The sequence below is a fragment of the Mesorhizobium sp. M0862 genome (assembly GCF_040319795.1).
Lineage (GTDB): Bacteria > Pseudomonadota > Alphaproteobacteria > Rhizobiales > Rhizobiaceae > Mesorhizobium.
Map to the genome: position 1 here is coordinate 22696 of NZ_JAMYOJ010000003.1, position 25294 is coordinate 47989.

The 25294-nt window shown below is 64.1% G+C and carries 23 protein-coding genes; 10 read left to right on the forward strand and 13 right to left on the reverse strand.

The window, feature by feature from the left end; genetic code table 11:
• Positions 1-143 precede the first annotated feature (143 nt).
• Entirely contained in the window at positions 144-842 is a 699-nt protein-coding gene (locus NKI15_RS05175; RefSeq protein WP_352514660.1) for a type 1 glutamine amidotransferase, read from the reverse strand.
• Positions 843-928: 86 nt separating this feature from the next.
• Between NKI15_RS05175 and NKI15_RS05180 the strand changes: the two genes are divergently transcribed.
• From NKI15_RS05180 to NKI15_RS05195, 4 genes are all read left to right on the forward strand, one after another.
• Complete coding sequence (locus tag NKI15_RS05180; RefSeq protein WP_352514661.1) at positions 929-1576, forward strand: hypothetical protein; 648 nt, start codon at positions 929-931, stop codon at positions 1574-1576.
• A gap of 31 nt (positions 1577-1607) precedes the next feature.
• Positions 1608-2342, forward strand: coding sequence for a 16S rRNA (uracil(1498)-N(3))-methyltransferase (locus tag NKI15_RS05185; protein WP_023827914.1), 735 nt, complete (start codon positions 1608-1610; stop codon positions 2340-2342).
• A 114-nt stretch (positions 2343-2456) separates the two neighbouring features.
• Positions 2457-3830, forward strand: coding sequence for a glutamate--cysteine ligase (locus NKI15_RS05190; RefSeq protein WP_023681841.1), 1374 nt, complete (start codon positions 2457-2459; stop codon positions 3828-3830).
• Between the two features lie 90 nt (positions 3831-3920).
• Positions 3921-4982: a DUF937 domain-containing protein gene (locus NKI15_RS05195; protein WP_352514662.1), complete on the forward strand. Its 1062-nt coding sequence runs from the start codon at positions 3921-3923 to the stop codon at positions 4980-4982.
• 231 nt (positions 4983-5213) lie between these two features.
• On the opposite strand, the gene NKI15_RS05200 is transcribed toward NKI15_RS05195, so the two are convergent.
• A complete protein-coding gene (locus tag NKI15_RS05200) occupies positions 5214-5504 on the reverse strand; it encodes a DUF1127 domain-containing protein (protein ID WP_023670560.1) in 291 nt (96 codons plus the stop codon).
• A gap of 178 nt (positions 5505-5682) precedes the next feature.
• Here NKI15_RS05200 and NKI15_RS05205 point away from each other — a divergent pair, with 178 nt between their 5' ends.
• Positions 5683-6639 (forward strand): LysR substrate-binding domain-containing protein, encoded by a 957-nt coding sequence (locus NKI15_RS05205; RefSeq protein WP_023695095.1) that lies wholly within the window; start codon positions 5683-5685, stop codon positions 6637-6639.
• 6 nt (positions 6640-6645) lie between these two features.
• Here NKI15_RS05205 and NKI15_RS05210 read toward each other — a convergent pair whose 3' ends face one another.
• Positions 6646-8844 (reverse strand): bifunctional diguanylate cyclase/phosphodiesterase, encoded by a 2199-nt coding sequence (locus tag NKI15_RS05210; RefSeq protein WP_023723354.1) that lies wholly within the window; start codon positions 8842-8844, stop codon positions 6646-6648.
• Positions 8845-8935: 91 nt separating this feature from the next.
• Between NKI15_RS05210 and xseA the strand changes: the two genes are divergently transcribed.
• On the forward strand, positions 8936-10597 hold the full coding sequence (xseA, locus tag NKI15_RS05215; protein WP_352463237.1) for an exodeoxyribonuclease VII large subunit: 1662 nt from the start codon (positions 8936-8938) through the stop codon (positions 10595-10597).
• Positions 10598-10605: 8 nt separating this feature from the next.
• The gene (locus tag NKI15_RS05220; protein ID WP_352514663.1) at positions 10606-11724 is read left to right on the forward strand and encodes a DmpA family aminopeptidase; all 1119 of its coding nucleotides are present in this window, start codon (positions 10606-10608) and stop codon (positions 11722-11724) included.
• 27 nt (positions 11725-11751) lie between these two features.
• Here the strand turns inward: NKI15_RS05220 and NKI15_RS05225 are convergent, their stop codons facing one another.
• From NKI15_RS05225 to NKI15_RS05255, 7 genes are all read right to left on the reverse strand, one after another.
• A complete protein-coding gene (locus NKI15_RS05225; protein ID WP_023670565.1) occupies positions 11752-11994 on the reverse strand; it encodes a DUF768 domain-containing protein in 243 nt (80 codons plus the stop codon).
• A 621-nt stretch (positions 11995-12615) separates the two neighbouring features.
• Positions 12616-13509, reverse strand: a complete 894-nt coding sequence (locus NKI15_RS05230) for a sugar phosphate isomerase/epimerase family protein (RefSeq protein WP_023707957.1) — start codon at positions 13507-13509, stop codon at positions 12616-12618.
• Positions 13510-13575: 66 nt separating this feature from the next.
• A complete protein-coding gene (locus tag NKI15_RS05235; protein ID WP_023670567.1) occupies positions 13576-14514 on the reverse strand; it encodes an ABC transporter substrate-binding protein in 939 nt (312 codons plus the stop codon).
• 76 nt (positions 14515-14590) lie between these two features.
• Positions 14591-15583, reverse strand: coding sequence for an ABC transporter permease subunit (locus NKI15_RS05240; RefSeq protein WP_023701287.1), 993 nt, complete (start codon positions 15581-15583; stop codon positions 14591-14593).
• Complete coding sequence (locus NKI15_RS05245; RefSeq protein ID WP_050588083.1) at positions 15580-17076, reverse strand: sugar ABC transporter ATP-binding protein; 1497 nt, start codon at positions 17074-17076, stop codon at positions 15580-15582. The genes NKI15_RS05240 and NKI15_RS05245 overlap by 4 nt, the downstream gene beginning before the upstream one ends.
• Before the next feature lie 44 nt (positions 17077-17120).
• A complete protein-coding gene (locus tag NKI15_RS05250) occupies positions 17121-18500 on the reverse strand; it encodes an FGGY-family carbohydrate kinase (protein ID WP_023701286.1) in 1380 nt (459 codons plus the stop codon).
• Positions 18497-19279, reverse strand: a complete 783-nt coding sequence (locus NKI15_RS05255; RefSeq protein WP_023701285.1) for a DeoR/GlpR family DNA-binding transcription regulator — start codon at positions 19277-19279, stop codon at positions 18497-18499. The genes NKI15_RS05250 and NKI15_RS05255 overlap by 4 nt, the downstream gene beginning before the upstream one ends.
• Before the next feature lie 192 nt (positions 19280-19471).
• Here NKI15_RS05255 and NKI15_RS05260 point away from each other — a divergent pair, with 192 nt between their 5' ends.
• Genes NKI15_RS05260 through NKI15_RS05270 form a run of 3 tightly spaced genes read left to right on the forward strand, consistent with a single transcriptional unit; the run spans position 19472 to position 22636 of the window.
• On the forward strand, positions 19472-20515 hold the full coding sequence (locus NKI15_RS05260) for a class II aldolase/adducin family protein (protein WP_352514664.1): 1044 nt from the start codon (positions 19472-19474) through the stop codon (positions 20513-20515).
• Positions 20499-21788 (forward strand): FGGY-family carbohydrate kinase, encoded by a 1290-nt coding sequence (locus tag NKI15_RS05265; RefSeq protein WP_023748640.1) that lies wholly within the window; start codon positions 20499-20501, stop codon positions 21786-21788. The genes NKI15_RS05260 and NKI15_RS05265 overlap by 17 nt, the downstream gene beginning before the upstream one ends.
• Positions 21785-22636, forward strand: coding sequence for a TIGR01459 family HAD-type hydrolase (locus tag NKI15_RS05270; RefSeq protein ID WP_023748641.1), 852 nt, complete (start codon positions 21785-21787; stop codon positions 22634-22636). The genes NKI15_RS05265 and NKI15_RS05270 overlap by 4 nt, the downstream gene beginning before the upstream one ends.
• Before the next feature lie 74 nt (positions 22637-22710).
• Here the strand turns inward: NKI15_RS05270 and NKI15_RS05275 are convergent, their stop codons facing one another.
• The 3 genes from NKI15_RS05275 to NKI15_RS05285 are packed head-to-tail and all read right to left on the reverse strand — an operon-like array spanning position 22711 to position 25271.
• Complete coding sequence (locus NKI15_RS05275; protein ID WP_031243564.1) at positions 22711-23892, reverse strand: hypothetical protein; 1182 nt, start codon at positions 23890-23892, stop codon at positions 22711-22713.
• A gap of 21 nt (positions 23893-23913) precedes the next feature.
• Entirely contained in the window at positions 23914-24924 is a 1011-nt protein-coding gene (locus NKI15_RS05280) for a succinylglutamate desuccinylase/aspartoacylase family protein (RefSeq protein ID WP_023750643.1), read from the reverse strand.
• 2 nt (positions 24925-24926) lie between these two features.
• Entirely contained in the window at positions 24927-25271 is a 345-nt protein-coding gene (locus tag NKI15_RS05285; protein ID WP_023670576.1) for a RidA family protein, read from the reverse strand.
• Positions 25272-25294 lie beyond the last annotated feature (23 nt).

The window sequence follows — 25294 nt, forward strand, 5'->3', positions numbered from 1 at the left end:
CAGAAGGTTCATCGCGGTTGCATTGCCGATTCAGAGCGCGCGCCTTGTAGGATAGCGTTCGGCCACAAACCAAGGATGAAAGCGGTTGTCCCCGGCGGATTCCCCGCCGCGTGCCAATTATGCAACGCGCGACCGCTGCTGGCTCAGATCGTCGCCACCCAGGCGCGGGCAATGGCCAAACCCGCGGCGTCGGCCTCGGGGCCGTTGCGTGCCATTTCGCTGTCGAGGCGGTCGTGCCAGTCGGGATGGCGATCGGCAATCAGCGGCGCGAAGGACGTGCTCCAGTCCCTCACAATCGGCTGGTCGGCCTCGAAATGGAACTGGAAGCCGTAGACGGCGCGGCCGATACGGAACGCCTGGTTCTCAGCAATTTCGCTGCCGGCAAGCCGCACCGCATTTGACGGCAGCGCGAAAGTGTCGTCGTGCCATTCGAAGATGGGGAAATCCTGGGGAAGTGCGCCAAGCACCGGATCGGTTCTGGCGTCCGGCGTCAGCGATACCTTGTGCCAGCCGAATTCCGAGGCGCCGCCGATCTGGTTCTCACCGCCGAAAGTGCGGGCAACCAACTGGCTGCCCAGGCAGATACCGAGAACCGAGCGATCCTTGGCGGCGAAATCGCGGGTCAGTTCGAGCAGCGCCGGGAAATACGGGTAGTCATCGTCGGCCAGCGCATTCTGACCGCCGCCAAGCATCACCATGGCATCGTGTCCGGTCGCGTCGTCCGGCAGCGCATCGCCCTTGTAGGGCCGGCGCAGGTCGAGATCGGCGCCGGCTTCGGCGAGCGCGGCACCAACCTGGCCAAGGCCGGTGTTGTCGTAGTTCTGGACCACCAGCACCCGCATCGCAAAACCCTGCTGACATGAAATGACGCGACGAGCGATATCATGTCGCCCGCATTGCAGCCAAGATGCGCATTCGGGAGAGAGCTATGCCACTGCAAAACCGGGTCGATCCGTTCGGCGCCATCCGTGCTGTGGCCGAGCGCGGCCTGTTCACCGGCAATCGCGGCATCATCCACGACCCGGAGACCAAGACGCTACTTAGGAAGCGCTGGGCCTTGCCGGCCTGGATCATCTGCGTCTGCAAGTTCCGCAATGTGCGACGCGAGCCGATGGGCAGGAACCGGCCGGGCGGCAAGGCCGGCTGGCCCGAGTTGTTCTTCCTCGACGAGGTGACGGCGCTGGCCGCCGGGCACCGTCCCTGTTTCTGTTGCCGGCGTGAGCGAGCCATGGATTTTGTCGGCCATTTCGGTAGGGCCTTCGGCGTAACCGAGCCGCGCGCGCCAATGGTCGACAAGCGCCTGCACAAGGAGCGGCTGGCTTCCGGCGGCAAGCCACCTGATGTCACCATGGGAGAGCTTGCCGAATTGCCGGACGGAGCGATGATCGCGGATGGCGGCTCGGCCTATGCGCTGCGCGGCGGCAACGCGCTGCCCTGGTCGTTCGCAGGCTATGGCGATGCGGCGGCCTTCGACAGCCTTGCCGGCCGTTCGCTGCGCCTGCTCACACCGGCCACGACCGTTTCGGTGCTGCGGCACGGTTTTGAACCGGTGTGGCATCGTTCCGCCGAGACTTGACGCCAGGCACCGCCTCGCCCATTCCTCGGCGATGCGCGCCAATTACAAGATGCAGCGGCTGTTCTTGGCCGACGATCTCGCAGCCGACATCGAATTCGATGCCGGCCAGCAGCAAAGCCATTACCTCATGCATGTGCTGCGGCTCGGCGAAGGCGCCGAGATTCTGGTCTTCAACGGCCGCGACGGCGAGTGGTCGGCGGCGATCGCTTCGAAGTCGAAGAAGGCGGTGCGGCTGAGAGTGCTCAGCCAACAGCGGCCGCAACCGCCTTTGCCCGATCTAGTTTATTGCTTCGCGCCGCTGAAGCAGGGGCGGCTCGACTATCTCGTGCAGAAGGCGGTGGAGATGGGCGCCGGCATCCTGCAGCCGGTGATCACCCAGCACACGCAATTGGCAAAACCCTCCATCGACCGGCTGCGCGCCAATGTCGTCGAGGCGGCCGAGCAATGCGGCATACTGGCGGTGCCGGAAGTGCGAGAAGCCGAGAAATTCGAGCGTCTGCTCTCCGGCTGGGACAAGGAGCGGCGACTGATCTTCTGCGACGAGGACGCCTCGACCAACAACCCGCTGCCGGCATTGCAGGCGGTGCCGGAGAAGAAGCTGGCGCTGCTGGTCGGACCGGAAGGCGGCTTTTCCGACGACGAACGCAAGATGCTGCGGGCGCTCCCCTTCGTCACTGCCATCCCGCTCGGACCGCGCATCCTGCGCGCTGACACAGCAGCTGTAGCGGCGCTTGCGGTGATGCAGGCGACGGTCGGAGACTGGTAAGAAGCGTAAAGATCAATTCCTGTTGACCTGTGGCTCAGGATTTTTCGCTTGATCGGCTGCTGACATTTCGTCCATTTAGCGCCGGCGGGCTCCGAGAGCCGCAGAGGGGGCCCCATGGCGCGCGACACAACCGATTTCCGGCCAATCGAAGACATCGACGAACTGGTCGAGCATCTGGCCGAAGGCAACAAGCCGCGCGACAAGTGGCGCATCGGGACCGAGCACGAGAAGTTCCCCTTCTATGTCGACGGCAACGCGCCGGTGCCTTATGGCGGCGAGCGCGGCATCCGCGCCATCCTCGAAGGCATGCAGCAAAAGCTCGGCTGGGACCCGATCATCGATGACGGCCGCATCATCGGCCTGGTCGAGCCGACCGGCCAGGGCGCGATCTCGCTCGAGCCGGGCGGCCAGTTCGAGCTGTCGGGCGCGCCGCTGGAAACGATCCACCAGACCTGTCGCGAGGGCAATGCGCATCTGGCGCAGGTACGCGAGATCGCCGAGCCGATGGGCATCCGCTTTCTCGGCCTCGGCGGCAGCCCGAAATGGTCGCTGGCCGAGACGCCGAAAATGCCGAAATCGCGCTACGAAATCATGACCCGCTACATGCCCAAGGTCGGCACCAAGGGTCTCGACATGATGTATCGCACCTGCACCATCCAGGTGAACCTCGACTTCGAAAGCGAAGCCGACATGCGCCGCAAGATGCAGGTGTCGCTGAAGCTGCAGCCACTGTCGACGGCGCTGTTTGCCAACTCGCCCTTCACCGACAGCCGGCCGAACGGACTGCAGAGCTGGCGCGGCGACATCTGGCGCGACACCGACAACCAGCGCTCGGGCCTGCTCGAATTCTGCTTCTCGCCCGAGTTCGGCTTTGCCGACTATGTCGAATGGGCGCTCGACGTGCCGATGTATTTCGTCATCCGCGACGGCCACTATCACGACATGACGCACATCACCTTCCGCCAGTTCATGGCCGGCGTTGCCCGCAATGAAGTACCGGACGGACTGCCCACCATGGGCGACTGGGCGAACCATCTGTCGACCCTGTTCCCTGACGTCAGGCTGAAGCGCTTCCTCGAAATGCGCGGCGCCGATGGCGGGCCGTGGCGCCGCATCTGCGCGCTGCCGGCCTTCTGGGTCGGGCTGCTCTATGACGAGGCCGCGCTCGACGCCGCCGAGGCGCTGACTTCGAGCTGGACCTATGAAGAAACGCTGGCGATGCGCAATGCGGTGCCGGAACAAGGCATTTCCGCGCCGTTCCGCAACACGACGCTGCGTGAGATCGGCCGCGATGTAATGACGATTTCGCGCCTTGGGCTGAAAAATCGCGGCAGGAAGAACCGCGACGGCTATGACGAGACCTCGTTCCTCAACACGCTGGACGAAGTCGTGGCGCGCGGTACCACCAGTGCCGAGGAAATGCTGTCGGCCTACCACACGCGCTGGGGCGGCTCGATCGAGCCGGTGTTCATGGAATATGCGTATTAGCGTCGCGCCTCGAGCAGCGGCAAAAGCCGCTTCAATCGAACATCGAAACGAACTAGGTTCTCCCTCGAGGATTTCCCGGAGGAGAAACCGATGCCTACCTTGTTCGACATATTGGCGCAGGCGCAGAACGGCAACGGCATGCAGGCGCTTGCCCAGCAGTACGGGCTTTCCATGCAGCAGACGCAGGCGGCTGTCGCCGCTCTGCTGCCGGCCTTCTCGCAAGGGCTGCAACGCAACACCGCCGATCCCTATGGGCTAGGCGCCTTCATGACGGCGATGGCGAGCGGCCAGCACGCCAAATATTTCGAGGACGCGACCAGGGCTTTCTCACCGCAAGGCGTCAATGAGGGCAATGGCATTCTGGGTCATCTGTTCGGCTCGAAGGAGCTGTCGCGCGCGGTGGCCAGCCAGGCCGCGCAGGCGACCGGCGTCAGCCAGCAGATCTTGCAGCAGATGCTGCCGGCCATCGCTTCGATGGTGATGGGCGGATTGTTCAAGCAGACGACAGACCAGTTGACCGGGGGTCAGATGCAGGCCGCCGGTGGCTTCGGCGGCGGCAGCAATCCGCTCGGCGAGATCATCGAACAGATGATGCGGCAGGCGGGCGGCGGGGCACAGCCTGCGCCGCAGCCAGCACCCAATCCTTACGGTGAGAACCCGCTGGGCAAAGTGCTGCAGGACATGTTCGGCGGCGGCGCGCAACAGCCGCAAAGCCAGCCGCAACAGGCGCCCAACCCCTATGGCGACAATCCGCTGGGCAAGGTGCTGCAGGACATGTTCGGCGGTGGCGCGGCACAGCAACCGCAGGGCCGGCCGCAGCAGCCAACACAGCCGCAACAGACGCAGAGCCCTTACGGCGATAACCCGCTGGGCAAGATTTTTGAAGAGATGATGCGGCAAGGCGGTGGTGGCGGCTTCGGCCTGCCCGGTGGGCAGCCGGCGCCGCAGCAGCCGCAAGCACCCCAGCCGCGACAGGCACCGCAGGAGCGCCAGGCGCCGCAACCGCAGGCCAATCCGAGCGGCAGGCCACGCAATCCGTTCGACGATATTTTCGGCAAGATGTTCGAGACCGGCGCCCAGCAGCGCGACGAGTATCAGAAGGGCGTGGAAACGATCTTCGACCAGTTCAAGCGGGACATGGACCGGCGGTAGTTGGCGGTAGTTGGGCGCTGACCTTCGCGGCTTCGGAGCAAGGAACGAAGCGACGCGGCGCAGACCGCACGATGACGACGGAGCTTTAAAAGAAAAGCCCGGTCCTGGAGGAGGACCGGGCCAGTGTGCAGGCTGGCCGGCGGGGACCGGTAGGGAGTGGGAGCCTGCTATACTCGTTGGTCGCAGCGAGCATGAGAAAGGTTCACGGCAACCGAAACAATGCGCCCGATATCACGCTATCTGGCGGGCGAGATCTTCGATCGTATCGGCACGATCGCTCGCAATCGCACGCAGCTTCACGGTCGGATCGGCGCCGAACGGCACATCGATGGCGACATGGAGATCCGCGCGTGTCAGGCCGATATCGGCGAGTTCGGCGTCCGACATCTCGCCGAGGCGATAGAAGGCCCGGCGATTTTTCCAGGCCTGGTAGGCATTGAGAAGGGTGTTGGCCACGCGCGTCGCAACGGCCGGACGCGAGGTTATGCGCGAGGTCTCGGTGGCGAAATCAAACGTGGTCATGTCGGTCTCCTTCAGACTCGAACTGGACAAGACCAGGCGATCGGCGCTGGGGACAGCGGCCGTTCCGGTCTCGATTCACATGCCTTCATGTGGACAATGTGAATTTGCCACGCACCGATTGATTAATCCAACGAATGTTTCTAATCTTTAGCATCAACGCTACTGATGGATTGGACCGATGAAAGCGCCACTCGATCTCGACCAGTTGCAGACCTTCATCTCGATTGCCGATACCGGCAGCTTTACCCGCGCGGCCGAGGAAGTGCTGCGCACGCAATCGGCGGTGTCGATGCAGATGCGCCGGCTGGAAGAGCGGATCGGCAAGCCGCTGTTCGAAAAGGACGGCCGCACCAACAGGCTGACCGAGGAAGGCGACAAGCTGCTCTCCTACGCGCGCCGCCTGCTCTATCTCAACCGCGAAACGCTGGCCGCCTTCGATGACCAGCGGCTCGAAGGCACCATCCGCATCGGCACCCCCGACGACTATGCCGACCGGTTCCTGCCCGAAATCATGGCACGCTTCACACGGTCAAACCCGCGCGTCGAACTGACCGTCATCTGCGAGCCTACGCCAGGCTTGGTCGAGCATATCAAGCGCGGCAATCTCGATCTTGCGCTGGTGACGCACAACGATACGCGCGGCCAGTCGGAAGTGGTGCGGCGCGAGCCGCTGCTATGGGTGACCTCGGCCAACCATGCCACGCACGAACAGGAAGTGCTGCCGATGGCCTTCGGCCGGCCGAACTGCATCTGGCGGCGCGCCGCCGTCGATGTGCTCGACCGGCAAAACCGCGACTATCGAATCCTGTTCACCAGCTTCTCGGCCACCGTCATCACCGCCGCGGTGCTGTCGGGGCTGGCGATCTCGGTGCTGCCGGAATGCGCGCTGCGGCCCGGCATGCGAGTGCTGGGCGAAGCCGACGGTTTTGGCGCCCTGCCCGACTGCCGCATCGGCATCATGCGCGGCCAGACCTCGCGTCCCGAAATCGTCGACGCTCTGGCCCGACACATCTCGGAAAGCCTCGACAATATTTCCGTGCCGCTCGGCGAAGAAACGGGAAGCTTCGATTTCGCCTCGCTCGCCTTCGCCAAGATGAAGCGGAGCAAGCCGAACCAGATCCTGCCTGGCTGGTAGGAACGATCAGGCCGACGCTGCCGCCTCCGTCGTTGCGTTGGCCGACGACAGGCCGGGCAGCGCCACCAATTGCGCCGGCTCCAGCGGCGGCGACAAGAGGTAGCCCTGCAGCTGCTGGCAGCCCATGGCGACCAGCAGCGCCTTTTGCACCTCGGTCTCTACGCCCTCGGCGGTGACCTCGACCTTGAGCGCGCCGGCGAGATCGATCAGCGCCTTGACGATGGCGCCCGAATTGCCGTCGCCGTCGAGAAGCCGCACGAAGGAGCGGTCGATCTTGAGCTTGTCGATGGCATGGCGGCGCAGATAGCTCAGCGACGAATAGCCGGTGCCGAAATCGTCGAGCACAATGCCGACGCCCGACTGGCGCAAGGCTGCCAGAGCCGCTCTGGTGGTGTCGTTGTTTTCCAGGAGAACGTTTTCGGTGATTTCGAGCTGCAGGCGCTTCGGCGCCAGTCCGGTTTCGGCGAGGATCGAGGCAACCTCTTCGGCAAAGCCGGCGTCGCGCAATTGCAGCGGCGAGACATTGACGGCGAGCCACGGCAGTTTGGTCTTCACGGCGAAGCGGCAGGCTTCCAGCAGGGCCCATGCGCCGAGCTGCCCGATCATGCCGCGTTCCTCGGCGATGGCGATGAACTGCGCCGCCGGCAGTGCGCCATGGACCTCATGCGCCCAGCGGATCAGCGCCTCGGCGCCGACAATGGTCTTGCCGTCGCTGGCAAAGACCGGCTGGTAGGCGAGCTTGATACCGGTGCCGCCATTCAGCGCGCTGCGCAGCTCGCTCTCGACCTTGCGCTTGCGCAGCAAAAGGTCGTCCATGTCGCCGGCGAAGACCTGGTAGCGGCCACGGCCGTTCTTCTTGGCTTCGTAGAGCGCGATGTCGGCCTTGCGCAGCAGATCGTCTGCGTCGGCATCAGGGCCTGTCGACAAGGCTATGCCGATGCTGGCGCTGATAAAGACCTGATCGTCCATCAGCTTGAACGGCTCCTGCAGTTTCTGCAGCACCCTCTCGGAAATATCCTCGGCGTTCCTTACGTCGCGGACATCGATCAGGATCACCGCGAATTCGTCGCCACCCAGTCTTGCCACCGTGTCGACGTCGCGAACCGTATGCTGAAGCCTGGCCGCCGTCTGGCGCACGAGTTCGTCGCCTGCCGGGTGACCAAGCGTGTCGTTGACATGCTTGAAGCGATCTAGATCGAGATAAAGCAGCGCGACCTTGCTTTCATTGCCGGAGGTAAGCAAGGCACGCCGCAGCCTGTCCTCGAACAGTGCCCGGTTGGGCAGGCCGGTGAGCGTGTCGTGAAAGGCGAGATATTGCGCCTGGGCCTGGCTGGTCTGCAGCGCCGATGACGCACGGCGCAGACGCCGGAGCAGAAAGGCGAGCACGCTCGCCGCAACCAGCGCGGCCAGAGCCAGGGCCGGGCTGGCCTTGCCCACCAGCGTCAGGCCGGGCCGTTCCTGGTCCCAGGCAATATAGCCGAGGATGACACCCTGTTTGTCGATAAGCGGAATGGCAGCCGAGCCAAGCGGCTGAGCCATCGGCAGGAGATGCGCCCCCGCCAGCAGATATTTCTGCGCGATCTTGCCGATCACCGCGTCGTTGATGAACTCTATGGAGACATGCAGATATTCGCTGCCGGATGCCTGGGTGACGCGATCCGAACTCGGCACCAGAGGCATGACGCTGAGTATGGCAGGCTGACCGCCAAGCGAGACCAGATCGTCGGCAACGAATTTTGCGCCGGCCTGGCTTGCGTCCTTGCTCATCATCTGGCGCAACCTGGCGATGGTCGGCCGCAAAGCGGGTTCGTCCTCGCCAAAGACGGCAGGCGACACGACCTTGCCTTCGCGCATGGCGTGGACCGGCCGGTTGGCGTTGTCCAGCACATAGACCCGGTTGTGGCCGTAATACGAGTACATCCAGACGCTGAAATTCTCGGCCATCCAGGTCTGGTTGCCGGCCTTGGCGTTTATAACGGAATCATCCCAGACGGCGACGCTTTCCTGCTCGCGCTTTACCGCGGCGATCTGGTCCTGCAGGCCGTTGGCAAGGAAAACCTTCTCCCGCTCGAGCGAGACCCGGTCGGCCTGCATGGTGGCGTAAAGGCCGAAGCCGACAACGATGGCCAGTGCAAAAACGGCAAGCGTCAGCACCGTCAGGGTGACCTGGAACGTCAACGGGCTGCGTTGTTTGCGGGCGCTCATGCGTCCTCCTTGGCCCAGAGTCAATCAGGCCAGGCTTAAGATCAAGTTATGGAATCTTGACGCGGAGCGACAACAGCCGCTCAATCGGCCGATGAGCGACGCAGAATCCGAATCACGAACCAATGCCACCGAATACACGGTGAGCGAGATTTCCGGCGCGCTGAAGCGTACGGTCGAGGATGTCTTCGGCCATGTGCGGGTGCGCGGCGAAATTTCCGGCTATCGCGGGCCCCACTCTTCCGGCCATGCCTATTTCACGCTGAAGGACGACCGCGCGCGGCTTGACGCGGTGGTCTGGAAAGGCACGATGGGCCGGCTGAAATTCCGCCCCGAAGAGGGGATGGAGGTGATCGCCACCGGCAAACTCACCACCTATCCCGGCAAATCCAACTACCAGATCGTCATCGACAATCTCGAGCCGGCGGGCGCCGGGGCGCTGATGGCGCTTTTGGAAGAGCGCAAGCGGCGACTGCAGGCCGAAGGGCTGTTCGACGCCGGCCGCAAGCGGCGGCTGCCGTTCATGCCGCGCACCATCGGCGTCGTCACCTCGCCGACCGGATCGGTGATCCGTGACATCATCCATCGCATCAAGGACCGCTTTCCGCTGCATGTGCTGGTCTGGCCGGTAAGAGTGCAGGGCGAGACGGCGGGGGCGGAAGTGACGGCGGCCGTCAACGGCTTCAACGCGCTGGCCTGGGATGGAGCGATCGTGCCGCCCGACCTTCTGATCGTGGCGCGCGGCGGCGGCAGCCTCGAGGACCTCTGGGGGTTCAACGATGAAGGGCTGGCGCGCGCCGTCGCCGCCTCGCGCATCCCGGTGATTTCGGCCGTAGGGCACGAGACCGACTGGACCTTGATCGATCTCGTCGCCGACATGCGGGCACCCACGCCGACAGGTGCGGCGGAGATCGCGGTGCCGGTGAAAGCGGACCTCGAAGCGACACTAGCCAGTCTTGGCGCACGGCTCAAAGCAGCCACCTTGCGCAATTTCGAACGCAAGCGGCAGGCCTCGCGTGCGGCCGCCCGGGCACTGCCCTCACCCGACCAGTTGCTGGCGCTGCCGCGACGGCGGCTGGACGAGGCGGCCAGCCGGCTTAGCCGGGGGCTGATGGTCTCCACCGAAAGAAAGCAAGCTCGGTTCTTCGCCGTGAAGCTCACTCCGGCAACGCTGTCGCGGCGAATTGCCGAGGCGCGACGCACCAACGGCCGCAACCTTTTGCGCGCTCAAGGGGCGCTGCGCGCATTGGCGAGAGCCCGGCGCGCGGAGTTGAATCGTGCGGCGGATCAGTTGCCAAAATGTGCGAAAGCATCCCTGCAACGGCACAGGCAGCAACTGGCTTTGCTGCAAGGCCGCATTACGATCGAGCCAACGGCACGGCGGCAAACCGTGCAGAGGGATCTGCTGACAGCTTTGACGAGACGTGGCACGCAAGCGGTACTGCTCAGGCTGGAGCGACTGCGCGGCCGCATCGTCCAATCCGAGAGGCTGATGGCAACGCTGTCGCACAAGGCTGTGCTGGCCCGCGGCTTCGCGCTGGTCAAGGATGCCGACGGCGCGGTGATCAAACTGGCAGTTGATGTGGCGCCGGGCGCTGGCCTGCAGCTGGAGTTCGCCGACGGCATCGTAAATGCAGTCGCGACCGGCGACGCCGAGCGGGTGCAGGCCGTTGCCAAACCAGCGGCCAGCAAACCCGCCGCAAAGCCGACGGCCAGCAAACCGAAAGAGCCGGGCAATCAGGGCTCGCTTTTTTAGAGGACCGCATGACCGAACATGACCCGCATCTTCAAACGCCGGCGGGCAAGCCGCGCGCGCGTGCTTTCGGCATTGCCTTCGAGGGCACGCCGGGCGGCTTCAACGCCATCACCGATGTGCCCGGCGTATCGGTCGGCTATGCGACGCTGATTTCCGGCGAGGGTCTGCTCGAGGTTGGCACGGGGCCGGTGCGCACCGGCGTCACCGCCATCCTGCCGCGGCCGTCGGCTGAGCTCGCCACGCCGGTGTTTGCCGGTGTCTTCAGCCAGAACGGCAATGGCGAGTTGACGGGGTCGCACATTATCGAGGAAGTCGGCGCCTTCAACCTGCCGGTCACCATCACCAACACGCATTCCTGCGGCGTTACCCGCGACGGCACGCTGCGCTGGATGCAACGCGTGCTGCCGGCGGCGCTCGACAGCGGCTGGGGCCTGCCGGTTGCGGCGGAGACCTATGATGGTTTCCTCAACGACATCAACGGTCATCACGTCGGCTTCGAAGATGTCGAAGCCGCGCTCGACGGTGCCGCCGGTGGAGCGATCGAGGAAGGCAGTGTCGGCGGCGGCACCGGCATGATTGCCTTTGGCTTCAAGGCCGGCTCGGGCACGGCATCGCGCATCGTCGAGTGGCAGGGCATCAGGCATACGGTCGGCGTATTCGTGCAGGCGAATTTCGGCAAGCGGCGCAATTTCACACTGCGCGGCGCCCGCGTCGGGCCCGATCTGGTAGAGCCGGCGATGCGCGAAGGCACGCCGCGTGCCGAAAAGGGCTCGATCATCGCCATCGTCGCCACCGATGCGCCATTTCTGCCGCACCAGATGAAGCGGCTGGCAAAGCGCGTGCCGCTCGGCATCGCCATGACAGGCGGCTTCGGCTACCACAGTTCGGGCGACATTTTTCTGGCCTTCACCACCGCCAATCCGCAAGCAGCACTTGCACCGTCGGGACGAACCGCAAACGCCGCTTACATCCCGGACGTCGATATCGATCCGTTCTTCGATGCGGTGGCGCAAGGCGTAGAGGAGGCGATCCTCAATGCAATGGTCGCCAATGAGGATATGAGCGGACGCGACGGCAATTTCGTGCCGGCGCTGCCGAAGGCCTGGCTGAAAGATCGATTTGGATAGAGGACAAGGCCTGGCGGGCCTGTTGCGTCACGGCTTGGCCGCGTTGCTCTGGTCGGCCTCGGCCGCCTCTTCGAGCCGCGATGCGATCAGTTCCTGGATGTCGCCGACTTCTTCCTGGATATCTTCCAGCGGAATGCCGACCTCAGCGGCCTTGGCCGCGCACTCCTTGGCGAGGGTCTCGGCCTGCTTCTCGATCTTTACCGGCGAGTGCTGGCAGTGGACCTTTTCACCGATCCATCCGCGCAAGAACTCGATCGCATGTTCACTCATACTGCTTTTCCCTGGCGGCTATGCCGGTTGGTAACCGTAAACGTCCGCACCCGGTAAAGGATGCATGCTGCCATTCGAACCGAGTCGGCTTCGCCCGGCAAGTTGATCTTGTCGGAGGTCCGAAGAGCCGAATGAAGGGAAGGGTTCAATGAGCACGTTCTGATTGTTTGATAGAGTGGTACGTTGGCCGGGATCGGCTTCGGCTCTATGCTATTGTTCTTACGATCTTTTCCTGCTGTCGACGGCCGATTTGTATCACAATAGGGATCACAACGCGTAACACATTTTCTGCTGCTTCGTGGTACACCGCCACAGCTACACGGTCGAAGCCGCCGCTATATAGTGACATCATTATGCGATGTCGACTCTATCAGCCATCCTGCTTCTTTCCGCCGCGCTGTGTCAAACGTCATCCCCGTCCAGTATGGAGATCGGATGGCCCCGGAGGGCGTATGAAGATGTTGATTTTATTGCGTTTCGTGGGCCAAAATCAGAAAGCTCTCGTCAGCGTCACCCCGCTCGACTGCCTCCGCCACACTCAGCGCCTCCGACGTCGATTCCTTGCACGTAAGGCGCGGGCCGGATGAACGACAACATTGGCGCTTTGGCAGCGCGCTCCTGCTAAGGACGATGTCTCGATGCAACAAGCTCTGCCTTTCGCTGCGCCGTCTCCAGACCGATTGAGATGAAGGCGCGCGCATGCCGGGCCAATTCCATATTGTCGGACCACAGATTGCGCCAGATCGCCGTCTTCCGTGACAGGTTCTCGTCGACGATCTTCGACGAGAAGGATTCAAAGCTGAGGTCGTCCCTATAGCCGATCGCGGTCAGCGCATCGAAGATGGCGGCAAAGTCGATATTGCCGGTGCCGAGGAAACCGCGATGGCTCTCGCCGATATGGACATAACCGATCTTGTCAGCGGCATGGCGGATAGCCAGTCCGACATCGGCCTCCTCGATGTTCATGTGGAAGGTATCGAGATGCAGGAAGATGTTGTCGGAGCCGGTGTCCGCGATGAAGGCCAGGCCTTGTGAAGCGGTGTTGAGAAGATTGCTTTCGAAGCGATTGACGATCTCCAGATTGAGCGTGACGCCGGCGGCCTTGGCCGTCTCCGCAACCTTCGCAAGTGTACCCGCGCTGCGGTTCCACTGATCGCGCGTCGGCGCCTGCGTCTGCAAGCCGTGGCTGGTACTGAGGATGCCGCCAATCTTCTGGCCGCCGAGATCGCGGGTGAGCGCGATCGTCTCGTTGAGGATCTCGACGCCGCGCGCGGCAACCGCCTTGTCGGCACTCGAAATGTCGCCGTCGGCCGGCAGGCCGATGCTGATCGCCACGCCAAGCTTGAGGTCGGCGATGCGCCTGGCCAGCCCGCCAACGTCGACATTGGCGGGGTCAAGATAGGAGAACTCGATCAGGTCGAAACCGGCCTCCTTGGTGTTGGCCAGCGTCCGTTCGAGGTCGCCTTGCGCCGAACTCGCCGACCAGACGAAGGAATGAATACCGATGCGCGACATGATCGTCTCCCGTTTCTGGAATTGAGTTGCGGCCGGGTTGCCCCGGCCGCATCGGCCTTGGGAGGCTTAGCGGGCTGCGGTCCAGCCCTTGTAGTCTTTCAGGTTCTCGGCCGTGATCAGCTTCGGGTCGAGCAGCACGGTCGGCTCCGCCGGCTTCTTGCCGGCAAGCAGCTCAGCCGCCATCGTCAGCGACTGGCCAGCCATCACGTAGGGATCCTGCGAAGCCGAGGCCTTGATCATCGAGGTGCCGGAAGCGAGTTCCTTCTCGATATCGGGAGCGCCATCCACTGCGGTGAAGATGAACTCCGAGCGATTGAGCTGCTTGGCCGCAAGCTGGGCGCCGATCGCCGTCGGATCGTTGATGGCAAACACCGCATCGATCTTGTCGAAGCGGGTGAGCAGCGACTGGAAGACCTTCAGGCCGCCGTCGCGCGAGCCTTCGGCATTCTGGTCGTCGGAGAGGATCTTGATGTCGGGGTGTTTTGCAAGGACGTCTTTGCAGCCCTTCACCCGCTCCAGGATCGACGACGACGCCGGGCCGTTGAGGATAACGTAGTCGCCCTTGCCGCCGGTGTGGTCGACCAGATACTGGCAGGCCTCTTCGCCGGCCTTGACGTTGTTGGTCATCACGGTGACGTCGGCGCCTGGCGCCGAGACGTCGAAGGCGGCAACGACGATGCCCGCTGCTTGCGCCTTCTTCACCGCCGGGCCGATCGCCTTGGCATCGACCGCATTGAGCATGATCACGTCGACCCCGGCGGCGATGAAGGAATCGACCTGAGAGACCTGCTTGTTGAGGTCGTAGTCGGCCGACACTGAGGTTACCTCGACCTTTGGGTTGATCTTCTTGGCTGCGTCCTCGATGCCCTTGATGGTGGCGACGAAGAAGGGGTTGCCGAGCAGGCCGACCGAGATGCCGACCTTGTTGAGGTCCTTGGCCGATGCGGGCGCGATGGCGGCGGCCGCGAGTGCGACGCCGCAGAGCAGTTTAGCGATGGTCTTCATTGCTTTCCTCCAATTGCCCCGCGCCTCTCACGGTGCGTTACACAAACCGGTCGTTTACGCCGGCGACCAAGGTCAATCACGTTCTCGCTCCTGCCTGGAGCCTGTAGCGGTCGAGGGCGACTGCCACGATGATGACCAATCCCTTGATGATGTACTGCCAGATGTCCGAGACACCGGCCAAGATGAGCCCGTTGGATAGCACCGCTATGATCAGGCCACCGATCAGCGTACCCCAGATCGAGCCGACGCCGCCGACGAAGCTGGTGCCGCCGAGAATGACCGCGGCAATGGCGTCGAGTTCGTAAGACTGCCCAAGCTGCAGCCCGTTGGCCGCATAGAGCCGGGCCGCTGACATGGCGCCGCCAAGGCCGGCCAGCAGGCCGGAAACGCCATAGACAAAGAGCAGCACCAGCGGCACCTTGATGCCGGTCAGCCGCGCCGCTTCGGCATTGCCGCCAACGGCATAGATCCAGGTGCCGAGCACGGTGCGCTTGAGCACCAGCCAGGACAGCACCACGATCGACAAGGCGATGATGACCAGCCACGGAATGCCGAACAGCGAACCGTTGCCGATGAAGTCGAACGGCAGGTCCGAGTTGAACACCGTGGTGTCCTGGCCGAGCAGGCGGGCGACGCCGCGCACAGCGGTCAGCGACCCCAGCGTGACGATGAAGGGCGGCAGTCTGATATAGGCGATCAGCAGCCCGTTGATGACGCCGAAGCCGAGGCCGACGAGAATGGCCGCCGGCACGCCCAGCAGTCCCCAATCGGGCACCAGCGACACCATCACCGCCACCATCGCCGAGGCGGCAAGTATCGAGCCGACGGACAGGTCGATCCCGCCGGTCAGGATGACGAAGGTCATGCCCGCTGCCAGCACGATGTTGATCGACGATTGCTGCATGACGATCAGCAAATTGGTCTGGGTGAAGAAGCGCGCGTTCATCAACTGGAAGCCGACCGCCAGCAGGATCAGGATCGGCAGCATGCCAAGGGCGGCGAAGGCGGTGCGCAACCGCCGGCTCCTGCCGACAACCTGGCCACTGATCTCGGTCGCCTTGTCGGTCATCCCTTGGCCGCTCCCGTTGCAAGTTCCATGATTGCTTCCTGGCGCAGCGGCTGGTCTTTGGACGCCGTAACCTCGCCGGCAATCGTGCCGTCGCGCATTACCAGCACGCGGTCGGCAACGCCGATCACCTCCGGCAGTTCGCTGGAGATCATCAGGATGGCGATGCCCTTTTTGGCGAGATTGTCGATCAGCCGGTAGATTTCCGACTTCGCTCCGACATCGACGCCGCGCGTCGGTTCATCCAGGATGACCACTTGCGGCTCGGTCTCGAGCAGGCGGGCAAGCAACACTTTCTGCTGGTTGCCGCCCGACAGCGAACCGGCATTGGCCTGTACCGACCTGGTGCGGATGGAGAGATCCGAAACGGCAGTGGCAGCACGTCTCTCGGCGGCTTTGAAATCGCGCAAGCCGCCGGGCCGCGCATCCCTGGCCAGCACGCCCATGCTGATGTTGTCGGAGATCGACATGTCGAGAAAGAGGCCGAGCTCCTTGCGGTCTTCGGTGAGATAGGCGATGCCGGCATTCAGTGCCTCGCTTGGCGAGCCGATGGTTACGGGCTTGCCGTCGAGTTCCAGCGTGCCGGCGATGCGTCTGTCGGCACCGAAGATCAGTCGCGCGAGTTCGGTGCGGCCCGAGCCGACAAGGCCAGCCAGAGCCAGCACCTCGCCCTTGTACAGTTCGAAGGAGCAGTTCTTCAGGAGATTGCCGTCCGCCATGCCGCGCACCGACAAGGCGACCGCGCGCTTGTTGTCCGGCGGGCGATGATCCTTCCTGTAAAAAGCGGACAGGTCGCGGCCAACCATCATCGAGACGAGGCGCGAGGCGTTCAGCTCGGCACGCTCGAGTGTGCCGACATAGCCGCTGTCGCGCAGCACGCTGACACGGTCGGCCAACTGGTAGACCTCTTCCATGCGGTGGCTGATGTAGATGATGGCGATGCCTTGCGACTTCAGCGTCGCGATGACCTCGAAGAGACGGTCGGTCTCGCGCGAGGTCAGCGAGGTGGTTGGCTCGTCCATGACGATGATGCGCGCGCTGGTCGAAAGCGCGCGGGCGATTTCGACCAGCTGACGCTCGCCGAGCGACAGGCTGGAAACCTGAGCCCGTGCGGAGAAGGACACGCCGAGACGCTTGATGATCTCATTGCTGCGCCGGTAGCATTGGTCGCGGTCGACGATGCCGAAACGCCTCGGCTCATTGCCGAGGAAGATGTTCTGCGCGACCGTCAGGTTGGGCGCCAGCGACAGTTCCTGATAGATAACCGCAATGCCGTGAGCCCGCGCCTTGATCGGGTCGCCGGTGGCGACCGGCACGCCGTCGATCAGTATCTCGCCGCCGGCATCAGGCCGATAGGCGCCGGACAGCACCTTCATCAAAGTCGACTTGCCAGCACCGTTTTCACCCATCAGCGCATGGACTTCGCCGGCATGGACGGTCAGCGACACGTCCTGCAAGGCGCGGACTGGCCCGAACGTCTTCGAGATGTGCCGCATTTCCAGCACTGGCTGGCGCGTGACTTCGGCCTGAGCAGCGACAATCACCGTGCGCCTCCCGCTGCCGCGCGGGGGATGCCCTGCTCGCCGATGAGGCCACGCCATGTGTCGCGATATCGGGCAAGTCCGGTGAAGCTTGCGGCACGCACGGGCTCCGGCACTTCCGCGGCAAATTCGCGGCCGACGGTCTCGAAGGCCAGCGCCGCCGCCCCGGTGGCGCTGCCCTCCAGTGTGGCCCCTTGCAGGAAGGCCTGGCTGGGACGCAGTTGCGCCACTAGCCCGGCGAGCAGGCCGCCAGCGTTCAGTCCGCCATCGACGATCACGGTGTTGTCCGAATGGATCTGGTCGAGGCAGAGGTCGACCATCAGCGCGACGTAGAGCAGCGCCACGGCTGCGCGTTCCTCGGCGCTTGGCATGCGGCCGACCAATTTGCCGGCGCGGCCGGGCATTGGTCCGCCCGGCGCGAAGCTCGGCAGCGCCATGCTGCCGGCGTTGATCACCCGCTGCACTGCCGCCGGCGCGATCGCGCCTTGCCAGCCGTCGCTGATCGTGGCGAATTCGCGCCCGCCCATGAAGCGGATGGTCGGCACAGGGCCGCCGTCGATATCGACATTGACCAGCATGTCGCGCTGGCCATCGAGCGCGTCGAGCAGGCAATCCGGATTAAGCACGACGACCCAGGTGCCGGTCGAGACGACGGTGACCGGGCCAAGCTCCTGCCGGCGATAGGCATGGAGCGCGGCATTGCTGTCATGGACACCATTGTGGATGGCGATCCGCCGCTTCGTGTCGCCGAGGCGTTGCTCGCCGACAACCGAGCCCGCCCGCTCGAAAGCGGGCATCCGGTCGCGCCAGCCCTCAATATCGACCAGCGAACTGAAGTCGCGCTTGCGCGGCGCCCATAAATGCGAGTGGCAGCCGAGATAGGACACTTCCGAGACCGCCCGGCCGCCAAACCGCCAGCTCCAGTATTGTGGATAGCCGAGGATCGATTTCGCGGCCGTGAATGCACCGGGTTGCACCGCCTGTAGCCACAGCATGTGGCGACCGTAGTTGAAGCCGAGCGGCAATCGCGGCGAGAAGGTCTCGGTGAAATCCGGAACGAGGCGATCAATTTGCGCGGCAATATCAGCCGGCGGCTCTTGCTCATAATCGAGTATCGGATGCGTCAGCGCCGCCTCGTCGACCAGGGCAAAGGTGCAGCCATGGCCCGACACCATCACGCCCTGTACGCCATGGACGTCGGAGGCCTCGCTTACGGCGCGAACCGCCCAACTGTGAAGTGCTGCCTCATCAAGCACGCTGAAGCCATCTTTGCGCATCCAGTTCGGCCGGGTCCGGCGCTCGTCGACGATGCGCCCGTCCTGAGCGAAGACGAACAGCTTCGAATTGGTCTTGCCGAAATCGAGGACGGCCATCTTCACTGGATGGCTCCCGAAGCCGAAGCGATGCGCACCATGACGCCCGCGTCTTCCAGCATGCGCGCGTCGACGTCGGACAGGCCGTCATCGGTCACCAGCGTGCCGATGCGCGACAAGGGCAGCGCGATGTTACGGGCGTGGATCGACAGTTTGCGGCTGTCGGCCAGCACCACGATCTGGTCGGCACACAGGCTGAGATCGGCGATGGAGCGGACCAGCAGCGGGTGCGATTCCAGCACGCCCTCCTGGCCAAGGCCTTGCGCGCCGAGAAAGAACTTCGATGCGTAGAACGGCTCCGCCTGGGTCGGTGAATGGATGATGCCCGGCTCACGATGCAGATCGCCGCCGGCAACGGTCAGGCTGCAATGGCCGTGGTCGCTCAGATAGGCCGCGAGCGGCATCGAATTGGTATAGAGACGGATGCTGCGCTCAGCCAGCTTGACCCCAAGGTGGAAGCAGGTCGAACCGCCATGCACGATGACCGCATCGCCGTCGCGCACCATCGTGGCCGCGAGAGCGGCGATCTGCCGCTTGGCCTCGACCGCGAGGTCGCGGTTCTCGTCATAGGGCCTGGCATAGGCAACACCCGCCTGTGAAGCGCCGTCGAGCGCCGAGATGCCACCATAGACCTTCCGTGCTTCACCGGCCTCGTCGATCTTGTCGATGTCGCGCCGCACCGTCGCCGCCGACACGCCGAGCTGCTCCTGCAGTTCGCGCACCGACGCGAAGGGGCGATCCCGCAGCAACTCGACGATCTGACGCTGGCGGCCGGAGTCGCTCAATCGTTTTCCTCCCAGGAGCCGTTTTTGCCACGGCATTTGACGTAACTTACTCAACATCTTTCCGATTGCAAGAACCTTTGATGAAATTAGATCACTATTGACGTAAGTCGCTCGCATCTGCGATACACATCAACATCCCACGACGGGTATCCGAAGCTGCGAGGCTGACGGAGCTGATAGAGGAAATGCGCCATGGCGAGCTATGCGGATGCGCAGGAAATGGCTGCTTTGCGGGCGCTTTCGGCCAGCATCGGGCGCAATCCAAATCTGACCCAGGCCGCCGGCGGCAACACCTCGCTGAAAGCCGGCGACACGCTGTGGATCAAGGCTTCCGGCACATGGCTGAAGGATGCGCTCTCCGAAGACATCATGGTCCCGGTGGCGATGGCGCCGCTGCTCAGGGCTGTCGAACAGCGCGACAGCGCCGCCGACCAGCCGCAGATCTTCGCCATCGAGACGCTCAACGCCCGGCGCCTGCGCCCTTCGATTGAAACCACCGTTCACGCGCTGATGCCGCAGCGCGTCGTCCTGCATGTCCATTGCGTCGAAACCATTTCGCTGGCGGTACAGGCCAATTGCGAGGTGGAAGCCGCCAGACGCCTTGATGGTCTCAAATGGGCGTATGTTCCTTATTTCCGGCCAGGCCTGCCGCTTGCCCAGGGTATTGCCGAGCGGCTTCAGGCTGGGGTCGACGTGCTGATCCTTGCCAATCACGGGCTGGTCGTTGCGGCCGATACCGTCGCCGAGGCCGAAGTGCTGCTGCGCCGCGTCACGCTGCTTCTGGCGCGGCCGGCGCGCCAAGTGGCGGAACCGGATGTTGCGGGATTGGCGGCGCTGGCCGGGAAAACCGGTTACAGGCTGCCGGCGGAAATCGAGGCGCACGCGGTCGCCATCGATCCCGAAAGCCGCCGCATGGCGTCCGGGGGCAGCCTCTACCCCGATCACGTCATCTTTCTGGGTCGGGGGTCGGTGGTGGCAAAGCCCGGTGAGGATGTGCCGCGCGTCATCGAGCGGTGCGGTGCAAAGCCCGTGGCGATCCTGTTTCCCGGGCTGGGCGTGCTGATGCGCGGCGACGCCAGTGCCGGCGCCGACGCCATGCAACGCTGCCTTGCCGACGTGACGGCACGCATCGACATTGCAGCGCGGCTGAACTACCTCACCGCCGCCGAGAACGATGAACTGGTCAACTGGGACGCCGAGAAGTATCGCCAGAAACTCAATGCCGCCAGCCGCTGACACGCCGCTTGCCATAGGCATCGACATCGGCACGTCCGGCGCGCGCGCGGTCGCCATGCGTCCAGATTTTTCCATTGCCGCGCGTTCCGCCGTTTCGCTCGAGTTGTTTGGCCGGAATGCCCGCGACCCTGCAGTGTGGTGGTCAGCGGTCGGCGCAGCGCTGGCGGAACTGCTTTCGGGCATCGACCGAACAGCGGTCCGATCGATCGCTGTTGACGGCACTTCAGGTACGTTGCTGCCGGTCGACGGCGCCGGGCGGCCGCTGGCCGAGCCGTTGATGTACAACGATACGGTCGCCGACAACGCCATTCTGGTCGCGATCGCTCGCGAAGCCCCAGCGACCAGTGCCGCACTTGGGGCAACGTCCGGTCTTGCCAAGGCGCTCTGGTTCCAGCGCACGCCCGGTGTTGCCGCGGTGCTGCATCAGGCGGACTGGATCGCGGGACAATTCTCCGGTCGCTTCGATGTCAGCGACGAGAACAATGCCTTGAAAACCGGTTACGACATCACGGCCCGCTGCTGGCCGGACTGGATTGCGGCCACCGAAATGCGCATGGAGTTGCTGCCCGGCGTCGTCAGGCCGGGCGATGTCGTCGGCAAGCTAACCGCGGATGCCGCGGATATGTTCGGCTTACCGCGCGAAATCGCCGTCGTCGCCGGAACGACCGATGGCTGCGCCTCGTTCCTGGCGACAGGTGCCGCGGCAATAGGCGACGGCGTCACCGTGCTGGGGTCGTCGTTGACCGTCAAGATCCTGTCCGACCGGCCTATCTCGGCGCCACGCTTCGGCATCTACAGCCATCGGCTTGGAGATGTCTGGCTGGCGGGCGGCGCATCGAACTCCGGCGGCAAGGTGCTGACACAACATTTTCCTCTGGCGCGCATCGTCGAGCTGAGCATGGCGATCGACCCGATGACCGAGACCGGCCTCGACTACTATCCTCTTGCCACTGCAGGCGAACGCTTTCCGATCGCCGATCCGGCACTGCCGCCTCGTCTTGTGCCGCGACCGGTGGAGGACGCCGACTATCTGAAAGCCATGTTGGAGGGTATCGCCGCGATCGAGGCGCTCGGCTATGACAGGCTCGCAGAGCTCGGCGCGCCGCGGCTGACGTCGGTCAGAAGCGTCGGCGGCGGTGCGGCGAATGCCGCCTGGACGGCGATCCGGCAGCGCAGACTTGGTGTTGATTTCCTGCCGGCGCTTTCGCACGAAGCCGCCGCCGGCACGGCGCGGCTGGCGCTGACGGGCGCAAGCGCGGCGGGGCTTCTATGAGCGCGAAAACAGTCGAACACCTCAACGGCGTCAACCAGCTGGCCGAGCGCTATGATTTTTTCCTGCTCGATCAGTTCGGGGTGCTCCATGACGGCGCCAGCCCCTATCCAGGGGCGGTGGAAGCACTGTCGGCGCTGAAGCGCGCCGGCAAGACCATTGTGCTGATCTCGAACTCCGGCAAGCGGGCGGGGCCTAACGAGAGCCGGCTGCTAAAGCTCGGCTTCGAACCGGGAAGCTGGGACCATTTTGTTTCTTCCGGCGAGGTCGCGTGGGAGTTCTTCCACGACATGGCGGTATCCGGAAAGCTACTGCCAAACACGAAATGCCTGTTGATAAGCCGCGACGATGACCGCTCGGCGATCGAAGGTCTGCCCTTCGCATTGACCAAGGACGGTGACGATGCCGGGCTGGTGCTGATTTCGGCCAGCGAGGGCGACCGCTACGATCTTGAGCACTATCGCCGGCTTCTTGCGCCGGCTGCGGTGCGGCAGGTGCCATGCTTTTGCACCAACCCTGACAAGATCATGCTAACGGCAGTGGGGCCGCGCTTCGGCGCCGGCCGGCTGGCGGATCTCTACGAGGACCTCGGTGGTAGCGTCACGCGTATCGGCAAGCCTTACCCCACTATATTCGGCGCTGCGCTAGCGGTGGCAGGCAATCCAGACCGCAGCACTGTGGTCTGCGTCGGCGACAGCGTCGAACACGACATCGCCGGCGGACTTGCTGCCGGCGTGGCCACGGTGCTGGTTCTGTCAGGAATATTGGCGGACACACCTGACCTGTTCGACCTATTAGACACGATGGACGCCTACCCGGATTACACCATGGATGGCTTCAGGTTTCGCTGATTTGATTAACCCGGCAGCGCTCGCGCCCGAATCCGGCCTCAACGCCTCGTGGCCACGAGCATTGGCCGGCTGGCTCAAGACTGCCGAACAGCGCGGATCCAGTCGAGCCGCGCGGCTGGAATGAGGCCGTAATTGTAGAAATTGACGCCGTCCACACCGGGCGCCAGCGCCGGCTTCACCTTGGCCGCGAGGATGTCGGGGCGGGCCATTTCCGGATAGAACAGCCGGTAGCCGGCGCCGAGGAATTTGTCCGCGCCCAGTGCCGCACGGCCGGCCGCCATCAGGCTGGCGACATCGCCGGCCTGCATGTCGTAGGCGCACAGGATCGCCCCGTCGCAGACCTTGCCCAGCGCTGCCAGATCGCAACCGCCAAGCCAGCCGTCTTTCAGATCGATAATAACGACCCGCGTCGTGGGATCGGCTACCTCGCGCAGTTCGGCGACCAGGCTGGTCACTGGCTCGAATCGCCACAAGAGATAGGCATGGAGCTCCGGCCACGGGGCAAAGGCGTCGAGGCCGCAGGCGGGGAAATCGGGAAAGCGCCGCTCAGGCACCGCACGCTCGCAGGTCTCGACGATCCATTGCCTGGTCAGCTTGCGCGCCGCCTCGGCATCGATGCCGGCTTTTGCCGCACGGGCGACGCAGGACGGACAGAAGCACAGAGACAAAAGAAAATCGTCTTCCGGCGTCAGCCCGACACCGTCCTTCTCGTGATGGTATTCATGGGCAAAGCCCATGAAGGACGGGCTTTCAAGTTCTATCCGGTCCGGCCGGTAGCTGTGCGAGATGTCGGCGATCAGCGCGCGGACATAGGCGCGCGCATCGGGATGGGACGGGCAGAGATTGTAGTAGTTGGCATCGCCGAAGGCGTTGCGGGTGACGGCCTGCGGATGCAGCATGCCCAGGCGGGTGTTGTGCAGGCAGACCGTCCAGCACGAAACGCCTAGCCCGCCTGCGTCGCGCCTGCGGATAAGCTGACCGAGCACGTCGCCGCCCTCAGCGATCACGTCAGCCACCTTGGGCTGGATGGCTAGACTTCCCCAGCGCGCAGCGGTCGGCTTGAAATAGATGGTGCCGTCCTCAGGGAAATAGGCCTTGCGGCGCGGGCTGCGCGGCTGCAGGAAGCGCCCGGCATGATAGGATGTCGCCAGGCTGATCATGTTGAGCCCGGCGCGCTCGACAAGATCACGTTCGACCGTCTCCAGGCCGAGATCCTGGATGTCCCAGGGATAGGTCCACATGGACAGTTGCTGCATGGAATATCCTCTGCCTTTGGCTCAGCCGTCGACCGGCTCTGCGACCTGCATTAGGCAGTCGCCCGCCTCACACATCGTGTGCAGCCGGCGCGACAGCACCAAGCCGCTTTCGGCGAAATGCAGGGCCTCCTCGGCAACATCGAGCCGCTCGAGATCGTGGTACCAGCCGGCCAATTGTCCTGAAGTGACACTGTCGCCGAGCCTGGCGGCGGGCTCGAACCAGCCGCGGCGGGTGGCATAGAGGCCCTGGCTGTGCCTGGACAGGGACAGCAGCCTTGTCGGCGCCGAAGGCTTTTCGCCTGCGCCAAGGACCGGCGCGTCGACCACACCCATTGCTATCATCAGACGGTCGAGTGCGCGGGCCGTGATCGCCATTGAATCGACCGTTGCGGTGCCACCGCCGCCGAACTCACCGCTGACGCCGACGGCGCCGGCGCGGCGCGCTGCGCCCATCGAGGTTGGCGAGGCCTGGCCGTTGTCAGCGATAAAGCCGTAGGGCATGCCGAGCGTGCGCATCAGCTCGACGCCACGCCGGTGGCGCTCGGGATCGGCGTTGCGTTCGACCAGCGCGGTCGGCAGATGCTCCATCGACGTGCCGCCCGAATGGATATCGAAGACGACGTCGTGACGGGGGAACAGCTCCGTCTCAAGGAAATTGGCGAGCCGGCTTGTCGGCGTTCCCGAGGGATCGCCGGGAAAGGCCCGGTTGAGATTGCCGCCGTCGAGCGGCGAGCAGCGCTTGGCGGCCATCACCGCAGGGGCGTTGGCCATCGGCATGATGGTGATGCGGCCCTTGATGCGCTTCGGATCGAGCCGGCGCACCAGTTTTGCCAGCGACAGCTCGCCCTCATATTCGTCGCCGTGATTGCCGGCCATCAAAAGCAGTGTGGGGCCGTCGCCGTTGCGGATGAGGCAGATCGGCACCTTGACCTGAAAGTAGGGCGAGCGATCGATCGAGAACGGGATGCTGAGATGGCTGAGCGTCTTGCCGTCGCGGTCGAACTCGAGCGTGTGGGCGAGGCCGGTGTGCATGGTCAGACCGCCGCGACCGCGGTGATTTCGATGCGTAAATCAGGGTCGGCAAGCCGCGCCTCGACGCAGGCCCGCGCCGGCAGCCGGGCAGGATCGATCCAGGCGTCGTAGATGCTGTTCATGGCCTCGAAATCACCGATCTGCGGCAGGAAGATGTTGACCGCCACCAGCTTCGACTTGCTGCTGCCGGCCTCGACCAGCAGCGCCTCGACTTTGGCCAGCACGTCGCTGGTCTGGCCTTCGATGCCGGCCTTGCGATCGTTGGCCACCTGGCCGGCTATGTGAACGAGGCCGCCATAGACGACTGCCTGCGACATGCGCGAGCCGGACTGAAAATACTTGATCATATCGGATCCTTTCGAGGTTCTCT

What these genes read in the sequence shown, in the direction of transcription:
- NKI15_RS05175 (WP_352514660.1), bottom strand. Translation starts at nt 842, where the DNA reads ATGCGGGTGCTGGTGGTCCAGAACTACGACAACACCGGCCTTGGCCAG.
- NKI15_RS05180 (WP_352514661.1), top strand. Translation starts at nt 929, where the DNA reads ATGCCACTGCAAAACCGGGTCGATCCGTTCGGCGCCATCCGTGCTGTG.
- NKI15_RS05185 (WP_023827914.1), top strand. Translation starts at nt 1,608, where the DNA reads ATGCGCGCCAATTACAAGATGCAGCGGCTGTTCTTGGCCGACGATCTC.
- NKI15_RS05190 (WP_023681841.1), top strand. Translation starts at nt 2,457, where the DNA reads ATGGCGCGCGACACAACCGATTTCCGGCCAATCGAAGACATCGACGAA.
- NKI15_RS05195 (WP_352514662.1), top strand. Translation starts at nt 3,921, where the DNA reads ATGCCTACCTTGTTCGACATATTGGCGCAGGCGCAGAACGGCAACGGC.
- NKI15_RS05200 (WP_023670560.1), bottom strand. Translation starts at nt 5,504, where the DNA reads ATGACCACGTTTGATTTCGCCACCGAGACCTCGCGCATAACCTCGCGT.
- NKI15_RS05205 (WP_023695095.1), top strand. Translation starts at nt 5,683, where the DNA reads ATGAAAGCGCCACTCGATCTCGACCAGTTGCAGACCTTCATCTCGATT.
- NKI15_RS05210 (WP_023723354.1), bottom strand. Translation starts at nt 8,844, where the DNA reads ATGAGCGCCCGCAAACAACGCAGCCCGTTGACGTTCCAGGTCACCCTG.
- xseA (WP_352463237.1), top strand. Translation starts at nt 8,936, where the DNA reads ATGAGCGACGCAGAATCCGAATCACGAACCAATGCCACCGAATACACG.
- NKI15_RS05220 (WP_352514663.1), top strand. Translation starts at nt 10,606, where the DNA reads ATGACCGAACATGACCCGCATCTTCAAACGCCGGCGGGCAAGCCGCGC.
- NKI15_RS05225 (WP_023670565.1), bottom strand. Translation starts at nt 11,994, where the DNA reads ATGAGTGAACATGCGATCGAGTTCTTGCGCGGATGGATCGGTGAAAAG.
- NKI15_RS05230 (WP_023707957.1), bottom strand. Translation starts at nt 13,509, where the DNA reads ATGTCGCGCATCGGTATTCATTCCTTCGTCTGGTCGGCGAGTTCGGCG.
- NKI15_RS05235 (WP_023670567.1), bottom strand. Translation starts at nt 14,514, where the DNA reads ATGAAGACCATCGCTAAACTGCTCTGCGGCGTCGCACTCGCGGCCGCC.
- NKI15_RS05240 (WP_023701287.1), bottom strand. Translation starts at nt 15,583, where the DNA reads ATGACCGACAAGGCGACCGAGATCAGTGGCCAGGTTGTCGGCAGGAGC.
- NKI15_RS05245 (WP_050588083.1), bottom strand. Translation starts at nt 17,076, where the DNA reads ATGCGGCACATCTCGAAGACGTTCGGGCCAGTCCGCGCCTTGCAGGAC.
- NKI15_RS05260 (WP_352514664.1), top strand. Translation starts at nt 19,472, where the DNA reads ATGGCGAGCTATGCGGATGCGCAGGAAATGGCTGCTTTGCGGGCGCTT.
- NKI15_RS05265 (WP_023748640.1), top strand. Translation starts at nt 20,499, where the DNA reads ATGCCGCCAGCCGCTGACACGCCGCTTGCCATAGGCATCGACATCGGC.
- NKI15_RS05270 (WP_023748641.1), top strand. Translation starts at nt 21,785, where the DNA reads ATGAGCGCGAAAACAGTCGAACACCTCAACGGCGTCAACCAGCTGGCC.
- NKI15_RS05275 (WP_031243564.1), bottom strand. Translation starts at nt 23,892, where the DNA reads ATGCAGCAACTGTCCATGTGGACCTATCCCTGGGACATCCAGGATCTC.
- NKI15_RS05280 (WP_023750643.1), bottom strand. Translation starts at nt 24,924, where the DNA reads ATGCACACCGGCCTCGCCCACACGCTCGAGTTCGACCGCGACGGCAAG.
- NKI15_RS05285 (WP_023670576.1), bottom strand. Translation starts at nt 25,271, where the DNA reads ATGATCAAGTATTTTCAGTCCGGCTCGCGCATGTCGCAGGCAGTCGTC.